At 70.2% G+C, this 21,856-nt stretch carries 26 protein-coding genes and 1 pseudogene; 9 read left to right on the top strand and 18 right to left on the bottom strand.

Annotated elements, in window-relative coordinates; genetic code table 11:
- Positions 1 to 5: 5 nt before the first annotated feature.
- The gene (locus LX88_RS23305) at positions 6 to 1,106 is read right to left on the bottom strand and encodes a polyprenyl synthetase family protein (protein WP_258949926.1); all 1,101 of its coding nucleotides are present in this window, start codon (positions 1,104 to 1,106) and stop codon (positions 6 to 8) included.
- 357 nt (positions 1,107 to 1,463) lie between these two features.
- On the opposite strand from LX88_RS23305, the gene LX88_RS23300 reads away from it, so the two are divergent.
- The gene (locus LX88_RS23300) at positions 1,464 to 2,540 is read left to right on the top strand and encodes a terpene synthase family protein (protein WP_258949925.1); all 1,077 of its coding nucleotides are present in this window, start codon (positions 1,464 to 1,466) and stop codon (positions 2,538 to 2,540) included.
- A gap of 26 nt (positions 2,541 to 2,566) precedes the next feature.
- A complete protein-coding gene (locus LX88_RS23295; protein ID WP_258949924.1) occupies positions 2,567 to 2,851 on the top strand; it encodes a hypothetical protein in 285 nt (94 codons plus the stop codon).
- A 13-nt stretch (positions 2,852 to 2,864) separates the two neighbouring features.
- On the opposite strand, the gene LX88_RS23290 is transcribed toward LX88_RS23295, so the two are convergent.
- A complete protein-coding gene (locus LX88_RS23290) occupies positions 2,865 to 3,452 on the bottom strand; it encodes a dihydrofolate reductase family protein (protein ID WP_258949923.1) in 588 nt (195 codons plus the stop codon).
- Positions 3,453 to 3,623: 171 nt separating this feature from the next.
- Between LX88_RS23290 and LX88_RS23285 the strand changes: the two are divergent.
- Positions 3,624 to 4,163: pseudogene (locus LX88_RS23285) on the top strand (LLM class flavin-dependent oxidoreductase); the annotation flags it as partial.
- Between the two features lie 79 nt (positions 4,164 to 4,242).
- The gene (locus LX88_RS23280) at positions 4,243 to 4,788 is read left to right on the top strand and encodes an LLM class oxidoreductase (RefSeq protein ID WP_258949922.1); all 546 of its coding nucleotides are present in this window, start codon (positions 4,243 to 4,245) and stop codon (positions 4,786 to 4,788) included.
- Here the strand turns inward: LX88_RS23280 and LX88_RS23275 are convergent.
- Genes LX88_RS23275 through LX88_RS23265 form a run of 3 tightly spaced genes read right to left on the bottom strand, consistent with a single transcriptional unit; the run spans position 4,745 to position 7,391 of the window.
- Positions 4,745 to 5,956 carry an NAD(P)/FAD-dependent oxidoreductase gene (locus tag LX88_RS23275; RefSeq protein ID WP_258949921.1) on the bottom strand — a complete coding sequence of 404 codons (1,212 nt, stop codon included), beginning with the start codon at positions 5,954 to 5,956 and terminating at the stop codon, positions 4,745 to 4,747. The genes LX88_RS23280 and LX88_RS23275 overlap by 44 nt on opposite strands.
- On the bottom strand, positions 5,956 to 6,150 hold the full coding sequence (locus LX88_RS23270) for a ferredoxin (RefSeq protein ID WP_090064320.1): 195 nt from the start codon (positions 6,148 to 6,150) through the stop codon (positions 5,956 to 5,958). Before LX88_RS23270 ends, LX88_RS23275 begins: the two co-directional genes overlap by 1 nt.
- On the bottom strand, positions 6,147 to 7,391 hold the full coding sequence (locus LX88_RS23265; RefSeq protein WP_258949920.1) for a cytochrome P450: 1,245 nt from the start codon (positions 7,389 to 7,391) through the stop codon (positions 6,147 to 6,149). Before LX88_RS23265 ends, LX88_RS23270 begins: the two co-directional genes overlap by 4 nt.
- A 162-nt stretch (positions 7,392 to 7,553) precedes the next feature.
- On the opposite strand from LX88_RS23265, the gene LX88_RS23260 reads away from it, so the two are divergent.
- A complete protein-coding gene (locus tag LX88_RS23260) occupies positions 7,554 to 8,150 on the top strand; it encodes a TetR/AcrR family transcriptional regulator (protein ID WP_258949919.1) in 597 nt (198 codons plus the stop codon).
- Between the two features lie 17 nt (positions 8,151 to 8,167).
- Here the strand turns inward: LX88_RS23260 and LX88_RS23255 are convergent, their stop codons facing one another.
- Positions 8,168 to 8,725 (bottom strand): TetR/AcrR family transcriptional regulator, encoded by a 558-nt coding sequence (locus LX88_RS23255; RefSeq protein WP_258949918.1) that lies wholly within the window; start codon positions 8,723 to 8,725, stop codon positions 8,168 to 8,170.
- A 98-nt stretch (positions 8,726 to 8,823) separates the two neighbouring features.
- Here LX88_RS23255 and LX88_RS23250 point away from each other — a divergent pair, with 98 nt between their 5' ends.
- On the top strand, positions 8,824 to 9,705 hold the full coding sequence (locus LX88_RS23250) for an NmrA family NAD(P)-binding protein (protein WP_258949917.1): 882 nt from the start codon (positions 8,824 to 8,826) through the stop codon (positions 9,703 to 9,705).
- An 18-nt stretch (positions 9,706 to 9,723) separates the two neighbouring features.
- Here LX88_RS23250 and LX88_RS23245 read toward each other — a convergent pair whose 3' ends face one another.
- Together LX88_RS23245 and LX88_RS23240 are read right to left on the bottom strand one after the other, a co-directional pair.
- Positions 9,724 to 11,136, bottom strand: coding sequence for an ATP-binding protein (locus tag LX88_RS23245; RefSeq protein WP_258949916.1), 1,413 nt, complete (start codon positions 11,134 to 11,136; stop codon positions 9,724 to 9,726).
- Positions 11,136 to 12,803, bottom strand: a complete 1,668-nt coding sequence (locus LX88_RS23240) for an NAD(P)/FAD-dependent oxidoreductase (RefSeq protein ID WP_258949915.1) — start codon at positions 12,801 to 12,803, stop codon at positions 11,136 to 11,138. Before LX88_RS23240 ends, LX88_RS23245 begins: the two co-directional genes overlap by 1 nt.
- A 56-nt stretch (positions 12,804 to 12,859) precedes the next feature.
- Here LX88_RS23240 and LX88_RS23235 point away from each other — a divergent pair, with 56 nt between their 5' ends.
- Positions 12,860 to 13,123, top strand: coding sequence for a UBP-type zinc finger domain-containing protein (locus tag LX88_RS23235; RefSeq protein ID WP_258949914.1), 264 nt, complete (start codon positions 12,860 to 12,862; stop codon positions 13,121 to 13,123).
- 70 nt (positions 13,124 to 13,193) lie between these two features.
- Positions 13,194 to 13,670 carry a YybH family protein gene (locus LX88_RS23230; RefSeq protein WP_258949913.1) on the top strand — a complete coding sequence of 159 codons (477 nt, stop codon included), beginning with the start codon at positions 13,194 to 13,196 and terminating at the stop codon, positions 13,668 to 13,670.
- Here the strand turns inward: LX88_RS23230 and LX88_RS23225 are convergent.
- The 6 genes from LX88_RS23225 to LX88_RS23200 all read right to left on the bottom strand — a co-directional run bounded on the left by LX88_RS23225 (position 13,627) and on the right by LX88_RS23200 (position 18,599).
- Positions 13,627 to 15,585 carry an ABC transporter ATP-binding protein gene (locus LX88_RS23225; protein WP_258950159.1) on the bottom strand — a complete coding sequence of 653 codons (1,959 nt, stop codon included), beginning with the start codon at positions 15,583 to 15,585 and terminating at the stop codon, positions 13,627 to 13,629. The genes LX88_RS23230 and LX88_RS23225 overlap by 44 nt on opposite strands.
- Entirely contained in the window at positions 15,585 to 16,163 is a 579-nt protein-coding gene (locus LX88_RS23220; protein WP_258949912.1) for a TetR/AcrR family transcriptional regulator, read from the bottom strand. The genes LX88_RS23225 and LX88_RS23220 overlap by 1 nt, the downstream gene beginning before the upstream one ends.
- A gap of 294 nt (positions 16,164 to 16,457) precedes the next feature.
- Entirely contained in the window at positions 16,458 to 16,706 is a 249-nt protein-coding gene (locus tag LX88_RS23215) for a hypothetical protein (RefSeq protein WP_258949911.1), read from the bottom strand.
- Between the two features lie 12 nt (positions 16,707 to 16,718).
- The gene (locus tag LX88_RS23210; protein WP_258949910.1) at positions 16,719 to 17,156 is read right to left on the bottom strand and encodes an Hsp20/alpha crystallin family protein; all 438 of its coding nucleotides are present in this window, start codon (positions 17,154 to 17,156) and stop codon (positions 16,719 to 16,721) included.
- Positions 17,140 to 17,355 carry a hypothetical protein gene (locus LX88_RS23205; RefSeq protein ID WP_258949909.1) on the bottom strand — a complete coding sequence of 72 codons (216 nt, stop codon included), beginning with the start codon at positions 17,353 to 17,355 and terminating at the stop codon, positions 17,140 to 17,142. The genes LX88_RS23210 and LX88_RS23205 overlap by 17 nt, the downstream gene beginning before the upstream one ends.
- Positions 17,352 to 18,599: an extracellular catalytic domain type 1 short-chain-length polyhydroxyalkanoate depolymerase gene (locus LX88_RS23200; protein WP_258949908.1), complete on the bottom strand. Its 1,248-nt coding sequence runs from the start codon at positions 18,597 to 18,599 to the stop codon at positions 17,352 to 17,354. The genes LX88_RS23205 and LX88_RS23200 overlap by 4 nt, the downstream gene beginning before the upstream one ends.
- A 287-nt stretch (positions 18,600 to 18,886) precedes the next feature.
- Between LX88_RS23200 and LX88_RS23195 the strand changes: the two genes are divergently transcribed.
- A complete protein-coding gene (locus LX88_RS23195) occupies positions 18,887 to 19,510 on the top strand; it encodes a hypothetical protein (RefSeq protein ID WP_258949907.1) in 624 nt (207 codons plus the stop codon).
- Positions 19,511 to 19,538: 28 nt separating this feature from the next.
- On the opposite strand, the gene LX88_RS23190 is transcribed toward LX88_RS23195, so the two are convergent.
- The 4 genes from LX88_RS23190 to lexA form a co-directional block, all read right to left on the bottom strand.
- Positions 19,539 to 20,171, bottom strand: coding sequence for a TetR/AcrR family transcriptional regulator (locus LX88_RS23190; RefSeq protein WP_258949906.1), 633 nt, complete (start codon positions 20,169 to 20,171; stop codon positions 19,539 to 19,541).
- A gap of 13 nt (positions 20,172 to 20,184) precedes the next feature.
- On the bottom strand, positions 20,185 to 20,625 hold the full coding sequence (locus LX88_RS23185) for a nuclear transport factor 2 family protein (RefSeq protein WP_258949905.1): 441 nt from the start codon (positions 20,623 to 20,625) through the stop codon (positions 20,185 to 20,187).
- Entirely contained in the window at positions 20,622 to 20,876 is a 255-nt protein-coding gene (locus LX88_RS23180; RefSeq protein ID WP_258949904.1) for a hypothetical protein, read from the bottom strand. Before LX88_RS23180 ends, LX88_RS23185 begins: the two co-directional genes overlap by 4 nt.
- Before the next feature lie 288 nt (positions 20,877 to 21,164).
- The gene (gene lexA, locus LX88_RS23175) at positions 21,165 to 21,824 is read right to left on the bottom strand and encodes a transcriptional repressor LexA (protein ID WP_258950158.1); all 660 of its coding nucleotides are present in this window, start codon (positions 21,822 to 21,824) and stop codon (positions 21,165 to 21,167) included.
- Between the last annotated feature and the right edge of the window lie 32 nt (positions 21,825 to 21,856).

Below are 21,856 nucleotides of genomic sequence, written 5' to 3'. Positions count from 1 at the left end.
TCGGCTCAACGCGTGCGGGAGGTGGCGGACACGGCCAGCTCGGTCAGGCCCTGTTCTGCCTGCGCGGCGAACGCCGCCGACTTCAGCACCGACAGGGCGCGCTGTGCGCGATCACTGATCAGCTTCTCCACGCGGGCGGCGGCGCCCGTGTCGCGGACGACCTCCCGCAGCCGGTCCGCCTCCTGCTGGTCCAGGTCCGGTTTGCCGTGCAGGGCGGCGATGACCTCGCGTTGTGCTTCGGTGGCCTGCCGCCACGCGAGGACCATCAGGACGGTCTGCTTTCCCTCACGCAGGTCGTCCAGGTCCGGTTTTCCTGTCACGGCGGGGTTGCCGAACACGCCCAGCAGGTCGTCTCGCAGCTGGAACGCTTCGCCGACCGGACGTCCGTAGGCGCCGCACGCGGTGAGGACGCGCGCGTCGGCGCCCGCCAGCACCGCGCCGATGCGCAATGGCACCTCCACCGTGTAGCGGGCGGTTTTCAGGCGGATCACCCGCCACGCCCGCCGCAGGGGATCGACGCCGGACCCGGCGGCACCGAGCAGGTCGAGGTACTGCCCGGCGATCAGCTCGGCGTGCATGGTGCCGACGAGCTCACGCACAGCTCTCCTGCGGCGGTCTTCGAGGTCGAGCACGCACAGCAGTTCCTCCGACCACACCAGGGCCAGGTCTCCGAGGAGGATCGCCGCGCTGGTCCCGAACCGCTCGGCGGCCTCAGCGGGGCCGCGGAAGCCCGTGGCCAGTGCCCGGTGCACCGCCGGTCTGCCGCGCCGGAGGTCGGACGCGTCCATGATGTCGTCGTGCACCAAGGCGAAGGTGTGGAACAACTCCAGCGCCGCGCCCAGGACAGCGGGCTGCTCGGCGCCGGGATCACCTCCGGCGGCCGACCAGCCGAAGTGGCAGAACAACGGCCGGACGCGCTTGCCGCCCTCCAGGAACTCGCGCAGCACCGCCACCAGGGGCGGCAGGCACGGGTCCGGAGCAGAACCGCACTTGCCGGCCAGGAAGGCCGCCAGCACCGAGTCCACCTGGTCACGCACCCGAGCCGTGCCCGGACACCCTGAGTCCGCCGCGGAAAGCGCGGACAGGGCAAGGAGATCACTGGTCATCATTTCTCCGTGTGTGCTGGAGCGTGAGCCGAGTGCGGAGGATGCCGCTGAAGATCGGACGGGAATCGCTCTACCGTCGCGGCTTTCCGAAATTAACACCGGATGCCGGTGAGCGGCGAGCCGAATCGTGGTGAACACCCGGATGTGTCCCGGCCGGACTATCCGCAGTCGGCTTCCCCGCCCGCGTCCAGAAATCACACCTCAATCGAGTGCATGCGCAGCCCCTCTTTGGCATGAAACCGCGCACACCACTTGAATCGATCTGCGGGGTGCGGCAACTTCGCTCGCATCCGGTGGAACAGAACGCCGTGAATCGCCGCTTCTCTTCGCCGGGCACCATTTCTCAAGGAGACCCGCATGACCTCCCTCGACCATCCCGTCGAGCACCGGCTCTTCTACTGCCCCGAGGCCCCCGCCATCCACCCGCACGCCGCGGAAGCGGAACGTGAGGCCATAGCCTGGATGGACCACATAGGACTGTGGGCGGACGACAGGCAACGCAGACGGCTCATCGGCACCAACAGCGCGGAGTTCTTCTCCCGCTTCACCCCCCGCGCCGGCGAGGAGGGCCTGCAGGTCGCGGTGAGATGGGTCTACTGGGGCTTCATCTTCGACGACCTGCGCTGCGACGCCGGTGAGTTCAGCACCAGGCCCCACGAGTTCCTGCGCATGGCGGGCGAAGCCCAGCGCGCTCTGGAGTCGCCGTGGCACGTGGTGGTCGACGACCCGCTCGTCCTGGCGTTGCAGGACATCGCGCGCAGCATGCGCGACTGCGCCACACCGGTGCAGGCGCAGAGGTTCGTGCACGCGCACCGGTCGTGGCTCTACGCGGTGGCGTGGCAGACCGCCAACCGCGCACAGGGCCGCATGCCCGGCCTCGACGAGTACACCGTCATGCGCAGCAACTCGGCAGGAGGAGAACCGACGCTGGCGTTGCTGGAGATCGCGAACGGCAGCGAGATCCCCGGTGCGGAGATGGACTCACCGCCGATCCGCGCCCTGACCGAGATGGCGATCCTGATCGCCTCCTGGGACAACGACCTGCATTCCCACGTCAAGGAGAGCCGGGAGAGCCAGGCGGAGCAGAACATCGTCAACGTCCTGATGCACCAGTACGGAGTCGGCGAGTACACAGCGGTCGACCATGCCCGCGCACTGCGGGACCGCGTCATGGCCCGGTTCCTGCAGCTGCGCGACACCGTTCTCACCCGGCCGTGCAGCCCCGCGCTGCGGGAGTACCTCGCCTGCCTGGGGCACGCCATCCGCGGCAACATCGACTGGGCGTTGAACGTCCCCCGCTACACCGCCGAGGACGGTGCACGGCCGGCCGTTCCCGCACCCCGTGCCGAAGCAGCCTGGACCGCCGATCCGTGCGACGTCACGGCGGAACCGCTGCCCATCCCCGCCATCACCTGGTGGTGGGACGAACTGTGAACGACACCAGCAACAAGGAGACCGTTGTGAACCGTGTGCTGTCCGTACTCGCCGCCACCGCCATCGCCGTTCCGTCCGTGTTCCTGGTCGCCGCACCGGCAGGCGCCGAGGCGACGACCGGAACCGAGGTCGTCACCGAACGGGATGGCGGCGGCGAGCGTGCCTGGACGCTTTACCGGCGTTTCGAGCACATGGTGCTGTGCGAGGCCGCGGGCGCCGCGGGAGTCCTGGCGGGCCGGTGGACGCAGTGGCGCTGCGACCAGCAGAACGTCCTGTGGGTCAATGCCGCCAAGGCGCCTGCCGGCGGCTGACGGCGTGTGCGGCTCAGCTGGTCGACCGCCCGGGACCGATCCGGTCGTAGTGGGCGACGATCACGCCCTTCGGCGTCGTCACGCTGCCGGTCAGCTCGAACTCCGTCAGCGGGGTGGGCCCGTCGAACAGCCGCGCGCCGCCGCCCAGCGCCACCGGGTGGATCACCAGCGTGTACCGGTCGACCAGCCCGGCCGCGTGCAGCGACCGCACCAGCGCCGCGCTGCCGATGACCGAGAGGTCGTCGTCCAGGGCCGCCACGTCCTCGATCGACCGCAGCAGCACCGAGTTCTCCCACGCGTCCGCGTCGGGAAGGCTCGACGACACGACGTACTTGCGGGCGGCGTTCATGTGCGTGGTGAACGGGTTCCCGTCGGTGGCCGAGGCCCACACGCCGATGAAGTCCTGCCACGTGCGGCGCCCGAACAGCATCGACCCGGACCCCGCCATGCCCTTGGCCATCTCCGCCGCCAGCACGTCGTCCTGGTAGCGCGCACCCCACCCGCCCTGCGTGAAACCGCCACGCGTGTCCTCGTCCGGGCGTCCGAAGCCCTGCACGACGCCGTCGAGCGTCATGAACATCGTCGTCGAGACAGAACGCATCGCCGCACTCCTTGAAGGTTGAAGTCACCCCCACACGAACGGAACGGCCCGGTTTCGACATGCGTGCTTCAGGCATTACTCCATTTGAGAAGTCGGTACCACCTGCGTAACGACCCGGTCGCTCACGGAGACATCAGCCTTGGTGTCCGCGCGAGGTGAGGGTGTGTGCCGATGAAGATCGATCTGTTCAACGAGATCCAGAACCCCGGCCCTGCTCCCGAGCAGTTCCGCTTCCGCCAGGCCCTCGAGCAGGCCCGCCTCGCCGACGAGCTCGGCTACGGGTGCTGGTGGCAGGTCGAGCACCACGGAGCGGGGGAGTTCAGCCTGTCGTCCGCTCCCGAGCCGATGCTCGCCGCGCTGTCCCAGCAGACCTCCCGCATCCGCCTCGGCCACGCCGCCGTGCTCGCGCCAGGCCGTTTCAACCACCCGATCCGCGTCGCCGAACGCGCCGCGACCCTCGACCACCTCAGCGGCGGCCGTGTCGAGCTCGGCCTCACCCGCTCCACCATCCCCGAGTGGAACCTCTTCGGCGTCGAGCCCGCCGACGCGCGCGCCCAGACCGCCGAGGCGTTCGAGATGGTGCCGAAGATGTGGACCACCGACCGCTTCTCCCACTCCGGCGCGCACTACGACGTCTCCGACGTCTCGATCGTCCCCAAGCCCCTGCAGAGCCCGCACCCGCCGCTGTGGCAGGCCGCCGCGTCCCCGACGTCCTTCGAGGAGGCCGGTCGCCGCGGCGTCGGCGTGCTGGGCACCACGATCTGGGAGTCCATCGACCGGGTCGCCCCGCATGATCGACCTCTACCGCGCGGCCGCCGCGCAGTGCACCTCGCCGGTCGGGTCGTTCGTCAACGACCAGGTCGCCTACTTCACCTTCGTGCACTGCGCCGAGACCGACGAACAGGCCATGCGCAACGGGGCGGCGGCCGCCGCGGCCTGGTACACGGTGACGGCGTTGCGGTTCTTCAACGCCGCCGCCGAGTTCGCCGCGACCATGCAACGCCACCAGGACATCCTCGCGACCGGCGGCGACGGCCTCACCGGCGAGTTCCTGCGCGCCGAGGTGGACGCCGCCCCCACCGAGGCCCAGCTCGTGATCGGCCGGATCATCCAGGGCGAGGACGTGCCCGAGGACGAGGTGTTCGAGGTGCTGTCGGCGCAGCAGTCGCTGATCGTCGGCAGCCCGGACACGTGCCGCAAGAAGCTGCGGGCCTACGCGGACCTCGGCATCGACAGGCTGATGTGCCTGCAGCAGATCGGGCCGATCGGGGCGGACGAGGTGATGACGAGCATCAGGCTGATCGGGGAGCTGATCCCGGAGTTCGACCGGTCCTGACCCCGCCGGGCGAGCCGGAGACCAGTTGCCGGTCCTGGCGCAGCTGCCTGGCCATGTTCCAGCCGAGCACACCGACGACCCGGCCCTGCGCGAGGTAGTGCGCCACGAACTCCCGTTCGTCGAGCCGGCCGTGGGCGACCGTCATCTCCGCCCCGGCCGGGAACACGCCGTACGCCTGGACCTTCGCGTCGAACTGGTCGGTCCAGAAGTACGGCACCGGGGCGAACGGGGTCTGCGCGCCGAGCAGGGCGCGGGCCACCGCCATGCCCTGCTCGGTGGCGTTCATCCGGTGCTCGACCCGCATCAGGCCGCCGAAGTGCGGGTGGAACCAGCGGGCCACGTCGCCGGCGGCGTACACGCCGTCGGCGGTGCGGCAGGTGGCGTCGCACACCACGCCGTCGTCCACGGGCACGCCGGAGCCGTCGAGCCAGCCGGTGGCGGGCACCGCGCCGATCGCGACCAGCACGACGTCCGCCCGCACCACGGTCCCGTCGGTCAGCTCGACGCCCGACACCGCGGTTTCGCCGTGCAACCTGACCACGCCGGTTCCGGTGCGCAGCCGCACTCCGCGTTCCTCGTGGAGCTCGGCGATCGCCGCCGCGACCCGGTCGCCGAACTGGCGGACCAGGGGCAGGGGCAGCGGGTCGACCAGCGTCACGTCCAGCCCGAGCTGCCGGGCCGCCGCCGCTGCCTCGGTGCCGAGGAACCCCGCGCCGACGACCACGACCGCGGACGACCGCAGCAGATCACCGCGCAACGCCAGCGCGTCGCCGACGGTCCGCAGCACGTGCACCCCGGCGAGGTCGTGGCCGGACGGGAGTGTCCGCGGGGTGGTTCCGGTGGCGATCACCAAACCGTCGTAGCCGAGTTCCTCGCCGTTCGCCAGCGCGACGGTGCGACGAGCGAGGTCCAGTCCGCACGCGGCGTTCCCTAGCAGCAGCTCGATGTCCTGGTCCGCATAGGCGGATTCCGGCCGCAGCACCGTCTTCTCGGGCTCCCAGACACCCGCCAGGACCTGTTTGGACAGTGGCGGCCGGTCGTAGGGAAGTGCCTCCTCGTCGCCGACCAGGGTGAGCCTGCCGGTGTAGCCCTCCCGGCGCAGCGTCTCGGCGGTGGTGACGCCGGCCGCCGAAGCACCGACGACGACCACCCGTCCGAGGTTCCCCACTACCGGTCGACCACGATCGCCAGCGCCGGGCACAGCAGGGCGGCGTGCTCGGTCGCCGCCTCCAGTTCGGCGGGCGGCTCCTCCAGCAGCAGGACCACCATGCCGTCCTCGTCGCGCTGGTCGAACACGTCGGGTGCCGCGAGCACGCACTGGCCCGCGCCCACGCAGGCGTCCACGTCGATGCGCACCTTCATCGGTCGTCCTCCTCCCTGTCCCAGGTGACCGGCAGCGCGCGCACGCCGTAGACCAGCGCGTCGTTCTTGAACTCGATCTCCTCGAACGGCACGGCGAGCCGCAGCGTCGGGATGCGCTGGTGCAGGCGGGCGAACACCTCCTGCAGCTCGACCCTGGCCAGCTGCTGGCCGAGGCACTGGTGGATGCCGTATCCGAACGCGAGGTGCGCGGTCGCCTCGCGCTTGAGGTCGATGCGGTCGGGGTCGGGGAACACCGACTCGTCCCGGTTGCCGGCGGACAGCACGGCGACGAGCCACTCTCCGGCCCTGATCGTCTCGTCGCCGATCGTCAGGTCGCCGGTGGCCTGCCGCAGCACGCCGAACTGCACGATCGACAGGTACCGCAACATCTCGTCGACGGCGGTGCCCGCGAGCCCGGGGTCGGCCCGCAGCGCGGCGAGCTGGCCGGGCTGGCGCAGCAGGGCCAGCGTGCTGAGGCCGATCATGTTGGCCGTGGTCTCGTGCCCGGCGATCAGCAGCGTGATGCCGAGGGTGACCAGTTCCTCGACGGACAGCTCCTGGCCGCTCTCCCTGGCCCGGACGATCAGCCTGCCCAGCAGGTCGTCGCCCGGCGCCGCCAGTTTGGTCAGCACGAGCTGGGTCATGAACCCGACGACCTCGAGGTTGGCCTGCTCCAGCGCGGCGGGGTCGCTGTTCGTGCCGATGAGCACCGCAGTCTGCTCCTGGAAGCGGTCGCGGTCGGCGTAGTCGACGCCCAGCAGCTCGCAGATCACCAGTGACGGGATCGGCAGCGCGAAGTCCGCCACCAGGTCGACCGGCCCGGTCCGCGCCAGCAGCGCGTCGAGGTGGTCGTCGACCAGGCCCTGGACGTAGGGGCGCATGGCCTGGATCCGCTTGACGGTGAACTCCGGCGTGAGCAGGCGCCGCAGCCGGGCGTGGCCGGGACCGTCCATGTTCAGCAGGCTGCCGGGCGCCACCGGCCGGTCGAGCAGGCCGCCCGCCACGACATGCGTCGACGGTGCCGCGTGCGAGCTGAGGTTGGGGTCACCCAGCATCGCGCGCACGTCGGCGTACCGGCTGACGACGCGGGCGTCGACGCCGACCGGGCACGCCAGCGCGGGCGTGCCCTCCTGAGCACGCAGCTCGGCGTACTCGGCGGGCGGGTCGAACGGGCAGCCGGAGTCGCGTGCGGTCGGGAAGGTGGCCAGGTCAGCGGGCGTGTCGACGGTGGTCTCACTCATGGTCCGGCCCAGCTTCCCGAGAAAATATGGCAGTCGCTGTCACATGACTGAGGCTGCCAGATGGCATTGAATGCCGCAACCGCTCAACGTGTCATGTGGCAGTGGCTGTCATGTGGCAGTGCTACCGTGCGGTTCGCCGGGAGAGGGCTGTGAGGTGGCGTTATGGGCTTGCGTGAAGCGAAGATGGAACGCACCCGTCGGTTCATCGCCGAGTCGGCGTTCGACCTGTTCGTCGCGCAGGGGTACGACGACACCACGATCGAGCAGATCGCCGCCGCGGCCGAGGTCGGCACCCGCACGCTGTACCGCTACTACGCCACCAAAGAGGCGCTGGTCGTCAGCTTCGTGCAGAACGGCCTGGACGCGGCGATGGAGGCCTTCCTCGCCCAGCCCGACGAGGCTCCGCTGCCCGAGGCGCTCCACGCCGTCATCGGCAGCGTCGAGCAGACGATCGGGGCGAACTCGGCGCGCCTGCTCGCCCTGTACGAGATCTTCGACAAGACCACGGGGCTACGGGCCGGCCTGGCCGACCTGTGCTGGAGCTGGCGCCGGCGGCTGGCCCAGGAGATCCTTCGCCGTGAGGGCGGGACCGGCGACGTGCTGTTCGCCGCGCTGACCGCCGCGAGCACCATGAACGTGATCGAGGTGGTCGTGCAGACGTGGACCTCGGACGGCGGCAGGGCCGACGTCGCGGACATCACCCGGGAGACGCTGGAACTGTTGCACACCAAGACGATCCCGTTCCCCGCCGCCGGATGAGCTGACGCCCCGCCGGATCAGCGAGCCGGGCTGATGCCCGCGATGGCGACCGCGAACAGCCGCCCGGCCGAGGCGGCCGGGTCCTGGTGGTGCTCGGTGACCATCACGATGCCGACGATCAGCGTCACCAGTTCGACGGCCGTGACGCCCGCGGCGACCGCGCCGTCCCGAACTGCCCGGCGCAGCAACGGTTCCACCGCCCGCGCGACCACCGACGCGCACGAGTTCCCGTCCACCGGGTCGCCCTCGTAGGCCAGCGCGGTGGCGAGTCCGCGCGCCGTGACGCAGTACGCGACGAGCTCGTCCAGCCAGGCGAGCAGCGAGTCCCTGCTGTCGCCCGCGCCGTCCAGTTCCCGCGCCCGGTCGCACAGCGCCTCGATCCGTTGTGCGGACACGGCTTCCAGCAGGGCGTGGCGGTTGGGGAAGTGCCGGCGCACGGTCGCCGAGCCGACCCCGGCGACGCGGGCGATCTGCTCCAGTGACGCACCGCCGCCGTGCGCGGCGACTTCCTGCTCGGCGACGGCGAGGATCCGCTCGTAGTTGCGCCGGGCGTCGGCGCGCTGGCGGTCGGCCATGTCCACCTCGTGCTTGCTAAGTGGCGGGGTCCGCCATATCGTAGCGGACGTCTAAACGGCGGGCCCCGCCGTTTTCGTTTCCGCAGCTGAGGAGTCTCATGTCCGAACCAGTGCTGGTCACAGGAGCCACCGGTAAGCAGGGTGGCGCAGCTGTGCACGCCCTCAAGGCGGCGGGCGTGCCCGTGCGCGCGTTGGTCCGCGATCCGTTGGCCGAGCGAGCGAAAGCCCTGGACGTCGAACTCGTCGCGGGCGACCTGAACGACCGCGACTCGCTGGTCGGTGCCGCGAAGGGTGCACGCGCCGTGTTCTCGGTGCAGATGGCCCTGCCGACCGAGGACGGGTTCGACTTCCCCGGCGAGCTGACCCAGGCCATGAACCTGGTTCAGGCCGCGCTGGAGGCGGGCGTTCCGCAGTTCATCCAGACCACAGTGGACGGTGCGGGCGAACGCATCACGGACGGGCGCTTCCCCGTCATGGAGGCGTCGCTCAACACCAAGGCCGAGATCCAGGACCGGGTCCGCGAGGCCGGGTTCGAGCGGTGGACGCTGCTCAAGCCCGGCTTCTTCATGGAGAACTTCCTGCCGTCGTCGGCGTTCCTGTTCCCGCGCGGCATCGAGGGCGGCCTGGTGAGCCTGCTCCGGCCCGCCACCCGGTTGTCGCTGGTCGCGGTGCGGGACATCGGCACCGCGGTGGCCGCCGCCGTCGCCGATCCGGAGCGCTTCGACCGGGTCGAGCTGGAGCTCGCGAGCGACCACCTCTCGATGACGGAGATCGCCGCCGTGCTCTCGGACGCGTTCGGAGCCTCGCTCTCCGCACCGGACATGACCTTGGAGCAGGCGTCCGCCGCGGGCATGCCCGGGATGGCCGCCGGGCACGACCGGTTGAACGAGACCGGCATGGCGGGCCGCCCGGAGTACGCCAGGGCGCTCGGCCTGCCGCTCACGAGCTTCGCGGAGTGGGCCAAGACCCTCACGCCGTGATCCTGCCCCTTGCGGCTGTCACTGACCTGTCGCGTCCAGCGGCAGGACGACCTGGAACCTCGTGTCGCCTGGCCGTGACTCCACGCGGATGGCGCCGCGGTGCTTGTTCACCACGATCCGCCAGGAGATCTCCAGCCCGAGTCCGGTGCCCTCGCCGACCGGCTTGGTGGTGAAGAACGGTTCGAAGATCCGGCTCTTCACCTCGGCCGGGATGCCGGGACCGGTGTCGCCGATCTCCACCACGAGGTGCCTGTCCTGCCGGGAGGTCCGCACGGTCAACGTCCCCGCGCCGCCCATCGCGCTCAGGGCGTTGTCGATCATGTTCGTCCACACCTGGTTGAGCTCGCCCGCGTAGGCGGGGATGAGGGGGAGCGCCCGGTCGTAGTCCTTGACCACCTGGACGTCCGTGAGCTTCCCGCCGAACATGACCAGGGTGGAGTCGAGCAACTCGTGCACGTCGACCACCTGGAACGGCGCGCGGTCCATCTGCGAGTACTGCTTGGCGGCACCGACCAAGGTGGACACCCTGGTCGTGGCGTCCTCGATCTCGTTCATCAGCAACTCGGTCTCGACCGTGTACCTGAGCCAGTGCACGGCGGGTCCCGTGACGGCGGCCGGGCACGACACGAGTGACCCCTCCAGCCACTCGACGTCCAGCCCGGCCGCGACCAGGACGGGCGCGACGTCCCAGCCGCCGGTGATGCCGTGGCCGTCGAGCCAGTCGGCGACCTCGTCCTCGGCGTCGCTGGTCTCCAGTGGGCTGAGCTTCGGTGCCTTCGCGACCCGTTCGACCGCCTTCTCCTGCAGCTTGACCAGAGCCGGCAGCACGGCCGGGTCGATCGCCCCTTGTGCCAGGAGGGCGAGCTTGTGCCGCATTCCCGCGACCCGCTCGCGCAGTGCCGCGGTCGCCCTCACGGCGGCCGCCGCCGGGTTGTTGAGCTCGTGGGTGAGCCCTGCGGACAGCGCGCCGAGCGCGGTGAGCCGTTCGTGCTGGCCCACCGTCGCCTGGGTGTTGCGCATGCCCCAGAACAGGCCCTCCAGCAGGTGCATCGCCATCGGGAACCACGCGCGGACCATCGGGCCGAACTCGTCGGCGTCGAACTGCAGCATCGACGTGGCGGTGATCGACTCGACGGTCATCTGGTAGGTCGGCTGGTCGAGCTCCAGGTAGGCCTGGGTGGCACCGAAGTACGAGCCGCGCAGGTCGCTGCGGCTCACCTCGATCCGCTGGCCGCCGATGGTGCGGCACAGCGCGACCGTGCCTTCGAGCAGCACGAAGAAGCACGTCGCCGGCTCGCCTTCGGTGAGCACGGCCGTGCCCGCCTCGCGGACCTCGATGTGACCGTGGCCGGCCAGCCAGTCCAGCTGGGACTGGTCGAGCTTCTCGAACAGGAACAGCGCGCGCAGTTCCTCCGCGGTGAGCCTCTCCATCACGACCTCTCCAGGTAACGGTGGACCAGGGTGACGGCCATGGCGCCCTCACCGACCGCGGACGCGACGCGCTTCACCGAGTCGGCCCGGACGTCGCCCGCGACGAACACGCCGGGCACGTTCGTCTCCAGGTGGTACGGCGCCCGCTCGAGGTCCCACCCCGGGGGTGAGCCGCCGAGGTCGGGTCCGGCGAGGAGGAAACCGCGGTCGTCCCGCTCCAGCGTGCCGTCGAGCCAGTCCGTGCGCGGGGCGGCGCCGATGAACGCGAACAACCAGCTCGCCGCGACGGTCGTCGTCTCGCCGGTCTTGTTGTCCAGCAACGTCAACGTCTCGAGGTGGTCTTCCCCCGAGCCGTCGCGGATCTCGGTGTGCGCGCGCACCTCGACGTTCGGGATCGCCGAGAGCTGGTCGATCAGGTACCGCGACATCGACTGCTCCAGCGAGTCGCCCCTCACCAGGATCACGACCTTGCGCGCGTGCCCGGAGAAGTAGACGGCCGCCTGGCCCGCGGAGTTCGCGCCGCCGACCAGGTACACGTCCTGCCCGGCGCAGTTGGGGCCCTCGGTGGTCGAGGCGCCGTAGTACACGCCCCGCCCGGTCAGCTCGCCGAGTCCGGGCGCGTCGAGCAGCCGGTAGGACACGCCGGTGGCGAGGATGACGGTGTGGGCGGCGAGTTCGGTGCCGTCGCCGAACCGCACGATGCGCGCGGCTCCCCGGCGTTCCAGGGCGACGACGTCGCGCGTGGTGAGCAGCTCGACCCCGAACTTGACCGCCTGCCTGCGGGCCCGTTCGGTCAGCTGCCCGCCCGACACCCCGTCGGGGAAGCCCAGGTAGTTCTCGATGCGGCTGCTCGTGCCCGCCTGGCCACCGGTCGCGATCCGTTCCACCAGGACGGTCCGCAGTCCCTCCGACCCGCCGTACACCGCGGCGCCGAGACCCGCGGGCCCGCCGCCCACGACGATCAGGTCGTAGAACTCGGCCGACGGCTGCGTGCTCAGGCCCACCTCGGCGGCGAGCTCCGCGTCGGAGGGGTCGACCAGTGCCTTGCCCTGAGCGGTGACGACGACGGGCAGGGTCGTCCCGTCCTGGTGCGCCGCGGTGAGCAGGCAGCGTGCCTCCGGCTCGTCGAGCGCGTGCCAGCGGAACGGAACGTTGTTGCGTGCCAGGAAGTCCCGCACCTCGTAGGAACGCGGCGACCAGCGGTGCCCGACCACCCGCACCCGCTGCGGCGGCTGCCGGTCGCTCACGGCCCAGGCGCGCAGCTGCTCGTCGAGCACCGGGTAGAGGTTCTGCTCCGGCGGGTCCCACGGCTTGAGCAGGTAGTGGTCGAGGTCCACGACGTTGATCGCCTGGATCGCGGCGTCGGTGTCGGCGTACGCCGTGAGCAGAACCCGGCGCGCCTGGGGGAACACGTCCATGGCCTGTTCGAGGAACTCGATGCCGCTCATCTGCGGCATCCGGTAGTCGGCGAGCAACGCGGCGACCTCCTCGCCGCGCAGCTTGATCTCGTGCAGGGCCTCGAGCGCCTGGGACCCGGACTCGGCCCGCACGACGCGGTAGTGCTCGCCGTACATGCGGCGCAGGTCGCGCGCCACCGCCCGCGAGACGGCCGGGTCGTCGTCCACCGTGAGAATCGAAGGCCGCGCGACGCGACCGGCACTCGTCATGCGCCCAGTCAAACACCAGAAGTCGTCGGCGGCCGCAGCCGAGGTACCGTCGAGCCGTGACCACTACCTGCCAGCACGTCGCCGAACTGGGCGCCGAACCCGCTCCTGCCACGCCGGAGGGGTGTGAGGACTGCCTGGCCGAGGGCGGCCGATGGGTGCACCTGCGCCTGTGCCTGGGTTGCGGCAAGGTCGCCTGCTGCGACTCGTCGCCCGCCAAGCACGCCTCGAAGCACTTCGCCGACGAGGCGCACCCGATCATGCGTTCGTTCGAGCCGGGGGAGACCTGGCGCTGGTGCTTCGTGGACAACACGGTCGTGTGACGGCCGCGGGCGTCCGGGTGGGTGTGACGCACCCTGCCTGAAATCCCCGTGCGGTCCTAGCGTCGAGATCATGAACGACGAACAGGTGATCTCGGAGCTGCACGGCCGGTGGGTGTTCGGCTGGGACCGTCGCGAAGGGGACGCGCCCTTCGACTTCCAGCGCGTCTTCGGCGAGTTCTACGACTTCAGCTCACCGGACGTCCGCCTCTACGACGACTTCGACCCCGCACACCGGGTGGCGACGACCGCCGCGGGCTACGGCGCGATCTGGGAGCCCGCCTTCCGCGAGATGGTGTCGGCGGAACACGCGATCGACGACGGGCCGCACGTCGTCGCGGGCGGAGACCTGGCCGCGTCCACCCTGAGGTTCGTGGCCCGGATCGCCGCACCCGCCGGCGTCACGGACATCCGGACCACGTCCTCAGTGGTCTGGCGCCGGACGCCGGACGGGTGGCGCATCATCCGCGAGCACAACTCCACCGAGGTCCTGGCGCCGGGGGAGTTCAGCCGGGCACTTCGTCCAGGTACGCCTGCGCCTGCAGGGTGAACAGCTCGGCGTAGCCGGCCTTGGCCGCCATCAGCTCCTCGTGCGTGCCGTACTCGGCGACTTTCCCGTGCTCCAGCAACAGGATCCGCTCGGCCTGCCGCACGGTCGAGAACCGGTGCGAGATGTACAGCGTCGTCCGGCCCTCCGACAGCTCCCGCAGCCGCGCGAACAGGTCGTGCTCGGCCCGCGCGTCCAGCGCCGACGTCGGTTCGTCGAGCACCAGGATCGGCGCCTCCCGATGGAACGCCCTGGCCAGTGCGATCTTCTGCCACTCACCGCCGGACAGGCTGACGCCCTGGTCGAACCAGCGGCCGAGCGGGCTGTCGTAACCGCGGGGGAGCCGCTCGATCCGCTCGTCCGCGCCGGCGCGGCGCGCCGACTCCTCGACGTGCGGCCGGTCCTCGAGCCGGGTCAGGTCACCGAGGCCGATGTTCTCCGCGGCCGTGCCCTGGTACGTCACGTAGTCCTGGAACATCGCGCTGATCCGCGTGCGCAGCTCGACGGGGTCGTACTCGCGGATGTCCACGCCGTCGAGCAGGATGCGTCCGCCGGTCGGGTCGTAGAGCCGGCAGAGCAGCTTGAACAACGTCGACTTGCCCGCGCCGTTGCGGCCCACCACGGCCACGGTCTCGCCGGGCCGGATCTCGAAGCTGACCTCGTCCAGCGCGGCCTCCTCGGCGCCCGGATACCGGAAGGTCACCGAGTCGAACTCGATGTGACCCTCCACTGTGGACGGCATCGGCCGCGGTGACGGCGGCGCCGTGATCTCCGGCTTCGTGTCCAGGAACCGGTACAGCGTGTCGAGGTAGAGGTTGTTCTCGTACATCCCCGCGAACGCCGTGAACAGCCCGGACACCGACGTCTGCACAGACGCCGCCGCGGCCGTGTACAGCGCCAGGTCTCCCAGCGTGAGCCGTCCTCCGACCGCTTCCAACGCGATGTACAACGTGATCGCCGACCCCGCGAGCGTGCTCAACAGCCCCCAGGACGTCGAGCTGATGTTGCGGTTGACCGTCAGCTTCCGCTGGCGCTCGTAGGAGACGGCGCCGAGCCGGCGGAACCGGTCGGCGAAGTACGGGCCGAGCCCGAACAGCTTCGTCTCCTTGGCGTAGGTGTCCGTCGTGACCAAAGAGGACAGGTAGTCCATCCGCCGTTTGATCGGCGACATCACGAAGGTCAGCCAGAACGCGCGCGAGCCGTACTTCGACTGCGAGATGAACGCCGGGATCGGTGCCACCAGCGCGACCAGGGCCAGCAGCGGGCTGATCGAGACGAGCAGCGCGATCATGCTGGTGAACGTGATCAGCGTCCGCAGCAGCCCCAGCGCGGAGTTCATCATCGACAGCGGCCGCGTCGGCGCCTCCTGCGCGGCCTGGCGCAGCATGTCGTACGACGCCGAGCCCTCGAAGTAGGCGAGGTGCAGTTCGCTGGCGTGTGCCATCACCCGGTGGCGGATGGTCAGCGTCATGCGTTCCTGCAGCAGCGACTGCGCGATCGACGTCAGCGCGCTGCTGACCGCGGTCGCGGCGAGCACGCCGAACTGGAGCAGCGCGACCTTCGCGATGTCACCCGTGGTGCCGGTGTGCTGGATCGCCGCGACGACGGAGTCCAGCAGCAGCTTCGCGATGTACGCGGTCGCGGTGGGCAGGAGTCCCGAGAAGAGCGTGATCAGCACGAGCAGGACGGTCAGGACCGGGCTGGCCTGCCACGTCAGCTTCGCGACCTTCGGCAGGCCGCGCACGGTGCCCACCACGGACGTCCTCGTGCGCTTCAGCCGGGAGCGCAGGTCCTTCGGTTCGTCGTCCTGCTTCGGTTCGGGGATGTCGACCGGCCCGGTGAGCCCGCTGTCCGGCACCGTCGTGGCGCGCCGCCGCCGTCCGCGCCGGCCCAGCACGGACTCCAGGCCACCCGGCATCATCCAGCCTCCACGGCGCCGTGCAGGAAGAAGTCGACCACCTGGCGCGTGGTGGGCGCGTCGACGTCGGTGGCCAGCCTGCGGCCGCCGAACAGCAAGGTCAGGAAGAGGGAGGCGAGCTGCTCGGGCGGCAGCCGCAGCCGGTCCTGCTCCGGCGTGAACAGCTCGACCATCGCCCCCCGGATGGCGGCCATCGACTCGCGGCGCCCGCCCTTCCGCGTGCCACGGCGTTGTTCGGGGTCGCGCTGCTTGGTCCGGCCGGACGCGTGCAGCGCGCTCATCAGCGCGCCCATCCGCTCCAGGTGCGCGCCGAGCGCCTCGGCGGCTTCGACTAGCCGGTCCTCCAGGGGTTGGTCGAGGGGGATCTCGGCGATCGCGTCGAGCACGTGATCAGGCCTGAGCGCCTCGGCCGTGCAGGCGTCGAACAGCTCGTCCTTGTCCTTGAACGCGCGGAAGACGGTGCCCTCGCCGATGCCGGCGGCCCGGGCGATCTGGCTGCTCGTCACGTTCGCGCCGTGCTCCATCAGAAGCGGCAGCACGGCGTGCACGATCATCGCGCGCCGATCCTCCGCGCTCATGCTCGGCGCTCTTCGCCGGGTTTCGGATGCTGGTGTCATGCACCCATAGTGCGGAGTGAGTGCTCACTCCGTCAAATGAGAATGGCCCAGGGCGTCGCTTTGCCACTGAATGCGGGCGTGAACGACTGAGTGGCCCCGTCCCGCCGTCTGCGGTACGGGGCCACTCAGGTGGAGGTGTCCGTGCGGCCCGCGGATCGTTGCGCCCTTGCGCTCAGGTGGCGTCAGTCGACTGGCCACCCCCGGGTTGTGACGGTGCGGGCGGTCGGCCGGACGTCCTCGTGCTGGTCTCCGGGTTCACGCATCACCTGCCTTCCGTGACGGAGGGGAGCGCTGCCGCGCCGATCGTCTTTCCGGGACGCGGTTCCGCCAGTGCGGGCGGGACACGTCCCGATACGGCGTCATCGGGACACGCGGGCGAGGGGCTGGGGGAAGCGGTGGCTCCCCCCAGTTCGCTGCGATGATCGCGTCGAACTCGGTGCGCACCAGGTCCTCGTCCGCGCACAGCAACGCGAGGAACTCGTCGTCGAGCGTCTGCGCGACCACGACGGCCCCTGGTCAGGCGTTGATCTGCTTGACGTCCTGGCCGGTGTTCGTGATGGCGATCTTGCGCGGCTTCGCCTTCTCCAGCACCGGGATCCGCAGGGTCAGGACACCTGCGTCGTACGCGGCCTGGATGTGCTCGGTGTCGAGTGTGTCGCCGAGGAACAGCTGGCGGGAGAACACGCCCAGCGGTCGTTCCGCGACCTGCATCTCGGCGTTGTCGCCGGTGATGGTCGGACGCCGTTCCGCCTTCACGGTCAGCACGTTGCGTTCGACGTCCAGCTCGATCGCGTCCGCGGACACGCCCGGCAGGTCGAACGCCACCACGAACTCGTCGCCCGCGCGGTAGGCGTCCATCGGCATCGCCGTGGGCCGTGACCACGTGCCCGGCCCGGTGAACACCTGCTGCGCCAAGCGGTCCAGCTCCCGGAACGGGTCAGTGCGCATCAACATCCGGCACCTCCTCGATGTTCTCTACTGCTGTCAACGCGCACCTCAGTTGTAGCACGTCGTCGGAGCGATGACAACACTTGATGTCGTCGAGAGGATGACAATCCTGGGTGTCCGAAAGAGCGAGCGGAGCTTTGAACCGGCCGAACTGCTCGAGCAGTTCGGCCGGCGGTCTGTTGGAATGGGTGGCGGGCTCGTTCACCGCCCGTCCGCGGGTTCGCATCTGGTGCCGTTGAGCGCGAACGCGGTCGGGGCGGCCGTGTTCCCGCCGTGCACCGCCTGGAAGCCGATGCCGACGGACCTGCCGGGCGGGATCGTCGCGCTGTGTCCGGCGTTGCGGGCGGTGACCTGGCCGGAGGACGGCGAGTAGGTGGCGTTCCAGCCGGAGGTGATCCTCTGCCCGTCGGCCAGGGTGAACGTGAGCGACCAGCCGTTGATCGCCGCAGTGCCGGTGTTCGTGATGGAGAGGCTCGCGGTCAGGCCGTTGTTCCAGGCGTTGACGGTGGCCTTGACGCTGCACGTGCCCGGAACCGGCGGGTCCGGGTCACCACCGCCGGTGATGCCGAAGAACTCGAGGGCCGCGGCGGCCATGCCGGACGACGGCAGGCTGTGCCCGGCGCCCTGGATGCTGTACGCCTCGACCTTGTCGCCGTAGCGGCTGCGGTTCCAGCCGGCCCGCGGGGTGTCGGTGGACGTCGGTGTCTGGCTCAGGCCGAACACGTTGGTCCACTGCTCGACCTGCTCCTGCAGCAAGGAGTACGGGACGAGCGTGTCCGCGGTGCCGTGCCACAGCTGCATCCGCGGACGCGGCCCGGTGTAGCCGGGGTAGGCCTGCCGGACGAAGTTGCCCCACTCCTGCGGGGTGCGGTTCGCGCCGCCGTTGCCGGTGCACCTGCTGCTGCCGGGCGGGAAGTCGGCGGCGCCGGCGAAGCAGTGGAACGGCACGCCCATGAACGCCGCGCCCGCCTTGAAGACGTCCGGGTAGAGGGCGAGCATCTCGTTGGTCATCATGCCGCCGGAGGACGACCCGGTGGCGAAGACCCGGTCCGGGTCACCGCCGTAGCGCTGCTGGACGTAGGTCACCATCGACACGATCGATACCGGGTCGCTTCCGCCACCGCGCCGCTTGGCCGCGTCGGACCAGGTGTCGAAGCACTTGCCGAACCCGGCTTCCTGTTGCGCGCTCGGGTAGATGACGACGAACCCGTGCCGGTCGGCGAGTGAGCCGAACTCGCTTCCCGAGTAGAAGCCGGGACCGGAGCCGCCGCAGCCGTGCATGGCGACGACGACCGCCGGCTTGGCCGGGCGGATGTCCGGCACGTAGAGGTGCATGCGCATCCCGCCGGGGTTGTCGCCGAAGCCGGTCACCTCCACCAGCGACGCGGCGGACGCCGGTGTCGCCGGCACGACGCCGGCGAGGGCGAGCACGGCGACGAAGATGGCCACGAGGGGTGTTCTGCGCGTGATCACAACCGACCTCCGGGTCAGGGTTCGGATCCTCCCGGAGGGCGAAGCTATTCACTTCCGTGACGGTCGTCAAATTTCTGACTGATAAATTGGTGCGGCGTTCGACGAACGACCTCCGGCGGCTCGACCGTCCTTTGTGGTCGCGGTCGGAGTGTTGGCCGGCGGCGGGTGGGTTCGCTGCGGTGGTCGGCGAACCGGCACTGGGATCATGAGCTGCCTTGTAGTGTGTTCGCGGGCGTTCGGGCTTGTGAGCGGAGGGTGGCGACGTGGCGAGGAAGAGGGCGAGGGGGAGGAGATCCAGTTCGCCGGCCTCTCCGGCGCTGGATGTCGCCGTGGTCGTCGCGGTCATCGTGTTCGTCGCGCTGCTCTTCCTCCAGAAGCACTTCTGGATGCCGCTCGGCGAGGCGCTGACACCGGTGGGCGTTCACCCGACGCTGCTGCGTGAGGACCGGCCCCGGATGACCGCGCTGTACCTGGTCGCCCTGGTGTTGTTCGTGCTGCCCACCCTCGTGGCCGGCTTCGCGCACGCCCACCGGGTGAACGACGGTGTCACGTCGAAACCGGGCGGCCGGCGCGGGAGACTCGGCCGGGTGCTCACGATCATCTCGGTGTCGGTCCAGGTCGCCTTCGTGATGGCGTTGGTCCCGGGCAAGGGCCGCCGCTCGTCGCCGGTCGAGTCCTGGTCTTTGGACGACGACATGACGATCGCCGCGTCGACCGTCCTGGAGCACGCCTTCCTGATGGGGCTGGCCGGCTGTGCCGCCGTGCTGGTGGCGGGCGTGGCCACGACGGCGTGGCGCAGCCGCCACCGCGCCGTGCTCCTGGCCTGCTGCTACCCGGTGCTGCTCTTCCTGCCCGGCCTGCTGTTCCACGACGGGTTCCTCGGCTGACCAGCTGGACGCCGTAGCGGGACCGTGGTCAACCCGCCCGGCACGACTCACCTGCTGCAGGCGAGGTGAGCGTCGCGAGCGTGAGCCGCTGTGCCGCCTGGACAGTGGCGGGAAGGGTGGCCGGGTCCCGGCTGACGCGCTCGCATCCCGCGCGCATGGCGCCGGACAGCAGCTCCACGGTGAGCCGCACGTCGTCGACGCCGCGGAACTCGCCGCCGGCGACGCCGTCCCTGACGACCTTCTCCACCTCGGCGACGAGCGCGGTGAACGGGTTGTCCCGACCGTCCGGCAGGTCGGTGACCATCGGGCTGGAGTTCGGCAGGAACATGAGCCGCATCGCGGGGTTCGTCGACCCGGACAGGATCACCTCGACGATCTCCCGCACCCTCTCCGCCGCCGGCTCGGAGGACCGCCCGGCGATCGCGGACACCTGCTCGGCCAGTGGGCGGCTCGCCCGGCGGGCGAGCTCCAGCACCAGCGTCTTCTTGTCGGCGGCGTAGTTGTAGAGGGTGTTGCGCGCGAGACCGGCCTCGGTCGCGATGTGGCCCATGGTGATCGAGTCGTAGTCGCGTTCGAGCAGCAGCCGCCGCACCGCCTCGGTGAGGTCGGCCCACACCATCTCGTGGTGTTCCTCGATGGTGGCGGCTCGGATCCGCGGCATCGCGCTGTTCTCCTCAGTTCGCGGCTGTGGCGAGGTCGGGCTGGTTCTCCTGGTGGACCGCGGTCAGCTTGACACGGGTGAGGCGCCAGCCGTCCGGCGTGCGGACCGCCTCGTTGTCGTAGAAGCCGACGACCAGCCAGCGGTCGGCGTCCGGCAGCCAGTGTTCCGCGCGGACGTGGGCGTGGATCTTCGCGGTGTCGCCGTCGATCTCGACGACGTGACCGGTGATGGCGTGGTGGGTCGCCTTGAACGGCGCGAAGCTGGCGCGGAGCACCTCGACGTAGTCGGCCAGCGGGATCGTCATCTCCGGCATGCCCGTGACGGACCCGAAGTCCAGCGTGAGCGCGTCGGTGAAGACGCGGCCGGGCAGGGTCGTGAACTCCTTCAGGTCCGCGATGTCGGCGTAGCGGCTGAGCAGTTCGACGAGTTCGGCGCGATCGTCGAGCGTGGTCATGAGTCCTCCAAAGTTTTGCGACAACCTGTCGTGAACATTACGACAGGTTGTCGCAAAACGGCAAGCGGGCTACCTGCGGTCGCCACCCGGTCGACGAACCCGGACGCGTCCTGCGGCCTGTTCTTCGTGCCGAGGTACTCGTAGGTCTTGTCGTCGAACACCATCACCACCGGTTCGGCCCACGACGCCGAACCCTCCGGCACCGGCCAGCTGATCCCGATCCAGGGATGACCGGCCGACACGTCGCGCACCACCGTCAGCCCAGGTTGGTGGCGATCCGAGCCGGCGGGCGAGGTAGCGCTGGACGTGCGGCGCGTACCGGTCGAATATCAGGCGAACGTCTCCGGCACGCGCAGCGGCGCCTCGATGAGCTCCGCGTCGGTCGCTGTCATGGTGGCCTTTCGGGCGAAGGGTCTTCACCCTGTTGTCAGCAGAACGCCCCGGCCGGGTTCACGGCCGGGGCGTTCTGCCGATCAGATGCGGGCTTGTCCGAGTGCGCGAAGATCGCGTCCGCGTGACGGCATCCGCCGGCGCACCCGCTAGGCGGTCAACAGACTCCGCAACACTGTGACCACCTTGCCGAGAATCGTGGCGTTGTCACCGTTGATCGGCTCGTAGACGTCGTTGTGCGGCAGCAGCCACAGGTGACCGTCTTGGCGTTGGAGGGTTCTCACCGTCGCCTCGCCGCCGACGGACGCGACGACGATCTCGCCGTCGGCGGCATCGGCTTGAGCGCGGACGACGACCCAGTCACCATCCTCGATCGAGGCCGCCATCGAGTCGCCGGTCATCCTCAGCACGAACAGCTCGCCCTCGCCGACGATCTCCCGCGGCAACGGCACCTCGTCGTCGATCGACTCCTCCGACACGATCTGCCCGCCGGCGGCGACGGTACCCAGCACGGGCACGTACGCGGGCTTGGGCTCGTCCAGCGGGTCGAATTCACCCCCGGCCTCAGCGGGCACCATGCCGACTGCCCGTGGCCGGTTGGGGTCGCGCCGAAGGAAACCCTTGCGCTCCAACGCACGCAATTGGTAGGCGACCGAGGACGTTGATGTCAGGCCTACCGCCTCGCCGATCTCTCGCACGCTCGGCGGATAGCCGAACCGGTCGATCCAGTCGCGGATGACGGTCAGAACCTTGCGCTGACGAAGCGTGAGACTCGCTGTGTCCTCACCGTTCGTGACACGCACCCGCAACGCGGTCGTGCGTTCGCTTTCCAACGCGGCTG

This window comes from Lentzea californiensis (assembly GCF_024648825.1).
In the GTDB taxonomy this organism is placed as follows: domain Bacteria; phylum Actinomycetota; class Actinomycetes; order Mycobacteriales; family Pseudonocardiaceae; genus Lentzea; species Lentzea californiensis.
The sequence above is the reverse complement of the archived record's forward strand: the minus strand, read 5'-3'. Positions and strand labels throughout refer to the sequence as shown.

What these genes read in the sequence shown, in the direction of transcription:
- LX88_RS23270 (WP_090064320.1), bottom strand. Translation starts at nt 6,150, where the DNA reads ATGAAGGTGCGCATCGACGTGGACGCCTGCGTGGGCGCGGGCCAGTGC.
- LX88_RS23255 (WP_258949918.1), bottom strand. Translation starts at nt 8,725, where the DNA reads ATGGCCGACCGCCAGCGCGCCGACGCCCGGCGCAACTACGAGCGGATC.
- LX88_RS23220 (WP_258949912.1), bottom strand. Translation starts at nt 16,163, where the DNA reads ATGAGCGCGGAGGATCGGCGCGCGATGATCGTGCACGCCGTGCTGCCG.
- LX88_RS23185 (WP_258949905.1), bottom strand. Translation starts at nt 20,625, where the DNA reads ATGACCACGCTCGACGATCGCGCCGAACTCGTCGAACTGCTCAGCCGC.
- LX88_RS23240 (WP_258949915.1), bottom strand. Translation starts at nt 12,803, where the DNA reads ATGACGAGTGCCGGTCGCGTCGCGCGGCCTTCGATTCTCACGGTGGAC.
- LX88_RS23305 (WP_258949926.1), bottom strand. Translation starts at nt 1,106, where the DNA reads ATGACCAGTGATCTCCTTGCCCTGTCCGCGCTTTCCGCGGCGGACTCA.
- LX88_RS23245 (WP_258949916.1), bottom strand. Translation starts at nt 11,136, where the DNA reads ATGGAGAGGCTCACCGCGGAGGAACTGCGCGCGCTGTTCCTGTTCGAG.
- LX88_RS23265 (WP_258949920.1), bottom strand. Translation starts at nt 7,391, where the DNA reads ATGAGTGAGACCACCGTCGACACGCCCGCTGACCTGGCCACCTTCCCG.
- LX88_RS23210 (WP_258949910.1), bottom strand. Translation starts at nt 17,156, where the DNA reads ATGTTGATGCGCACTGACCCGTTCCGGGAGCTGGACCGCTTGGCGCAG.
- LX88_RS23280 (WP_258949922.1), top strand. Translation starts at nt 4,243, where the DNA reads ATGATCGACCTCTACCGCGCGGCCGCCGCGCAGTGCACCTCGCCGGTC.
- LX88_RS23260 (WP_258949919.1), top strand. Translation starts at nt 7,554, where the DNA reads ATGGGCTTGCGTGAAGCGAAGATGGAACGCACCCGTCGGTTCATCGCC.
- LX88_RS23290 (WP_258949923.1), bottom strand. Translation starts at nt 3,452, where the DNA reads ATGCGTTCTGTCTCGACGACGATGTTCATGACGCTCGACGGCGTCGTG.
- LX88_RS23225 (WP_258950159.1), bottom strand. Translation starts at nt 15,585, where the DNA reads ATGCCGGGTGGCCTGGAGTCCGTGCTGGGCCGGCGCGGACGGCGGCGG.
- LX88_RS23300 (WP_258949925.1), top strand. Translation starts at nt 1,464, where the DNA reads ATGACCTCCCTCGACCATCCCGTCGAGCACCGGCTCTTCTACTGCCCC.
- LX88_RS23230 (WP_258949913.1), top strand. Translation starts at nt 13,194, where the DNA reads ATGAACGACGAACAGGTGATCTCGGAGCTGCACGGCCGGTGGGTGTTC.
- LX88_RS23190 (WP_258949906.1), bottom strand. Translation starts at nt 20,171, where the DNA reads ATGCCGCGGATCCGAGCCGCCACCATCGAGGAACACCACGAGATGGTG.
- LX88_RS23250 (WP_258949917.1), top strand. Translation starts at nt 8,824, where the DNA reads ATGTCCGAACCAGTGCTGGTCACAGGAGCCACCGGTAAGCAGGGTGGC.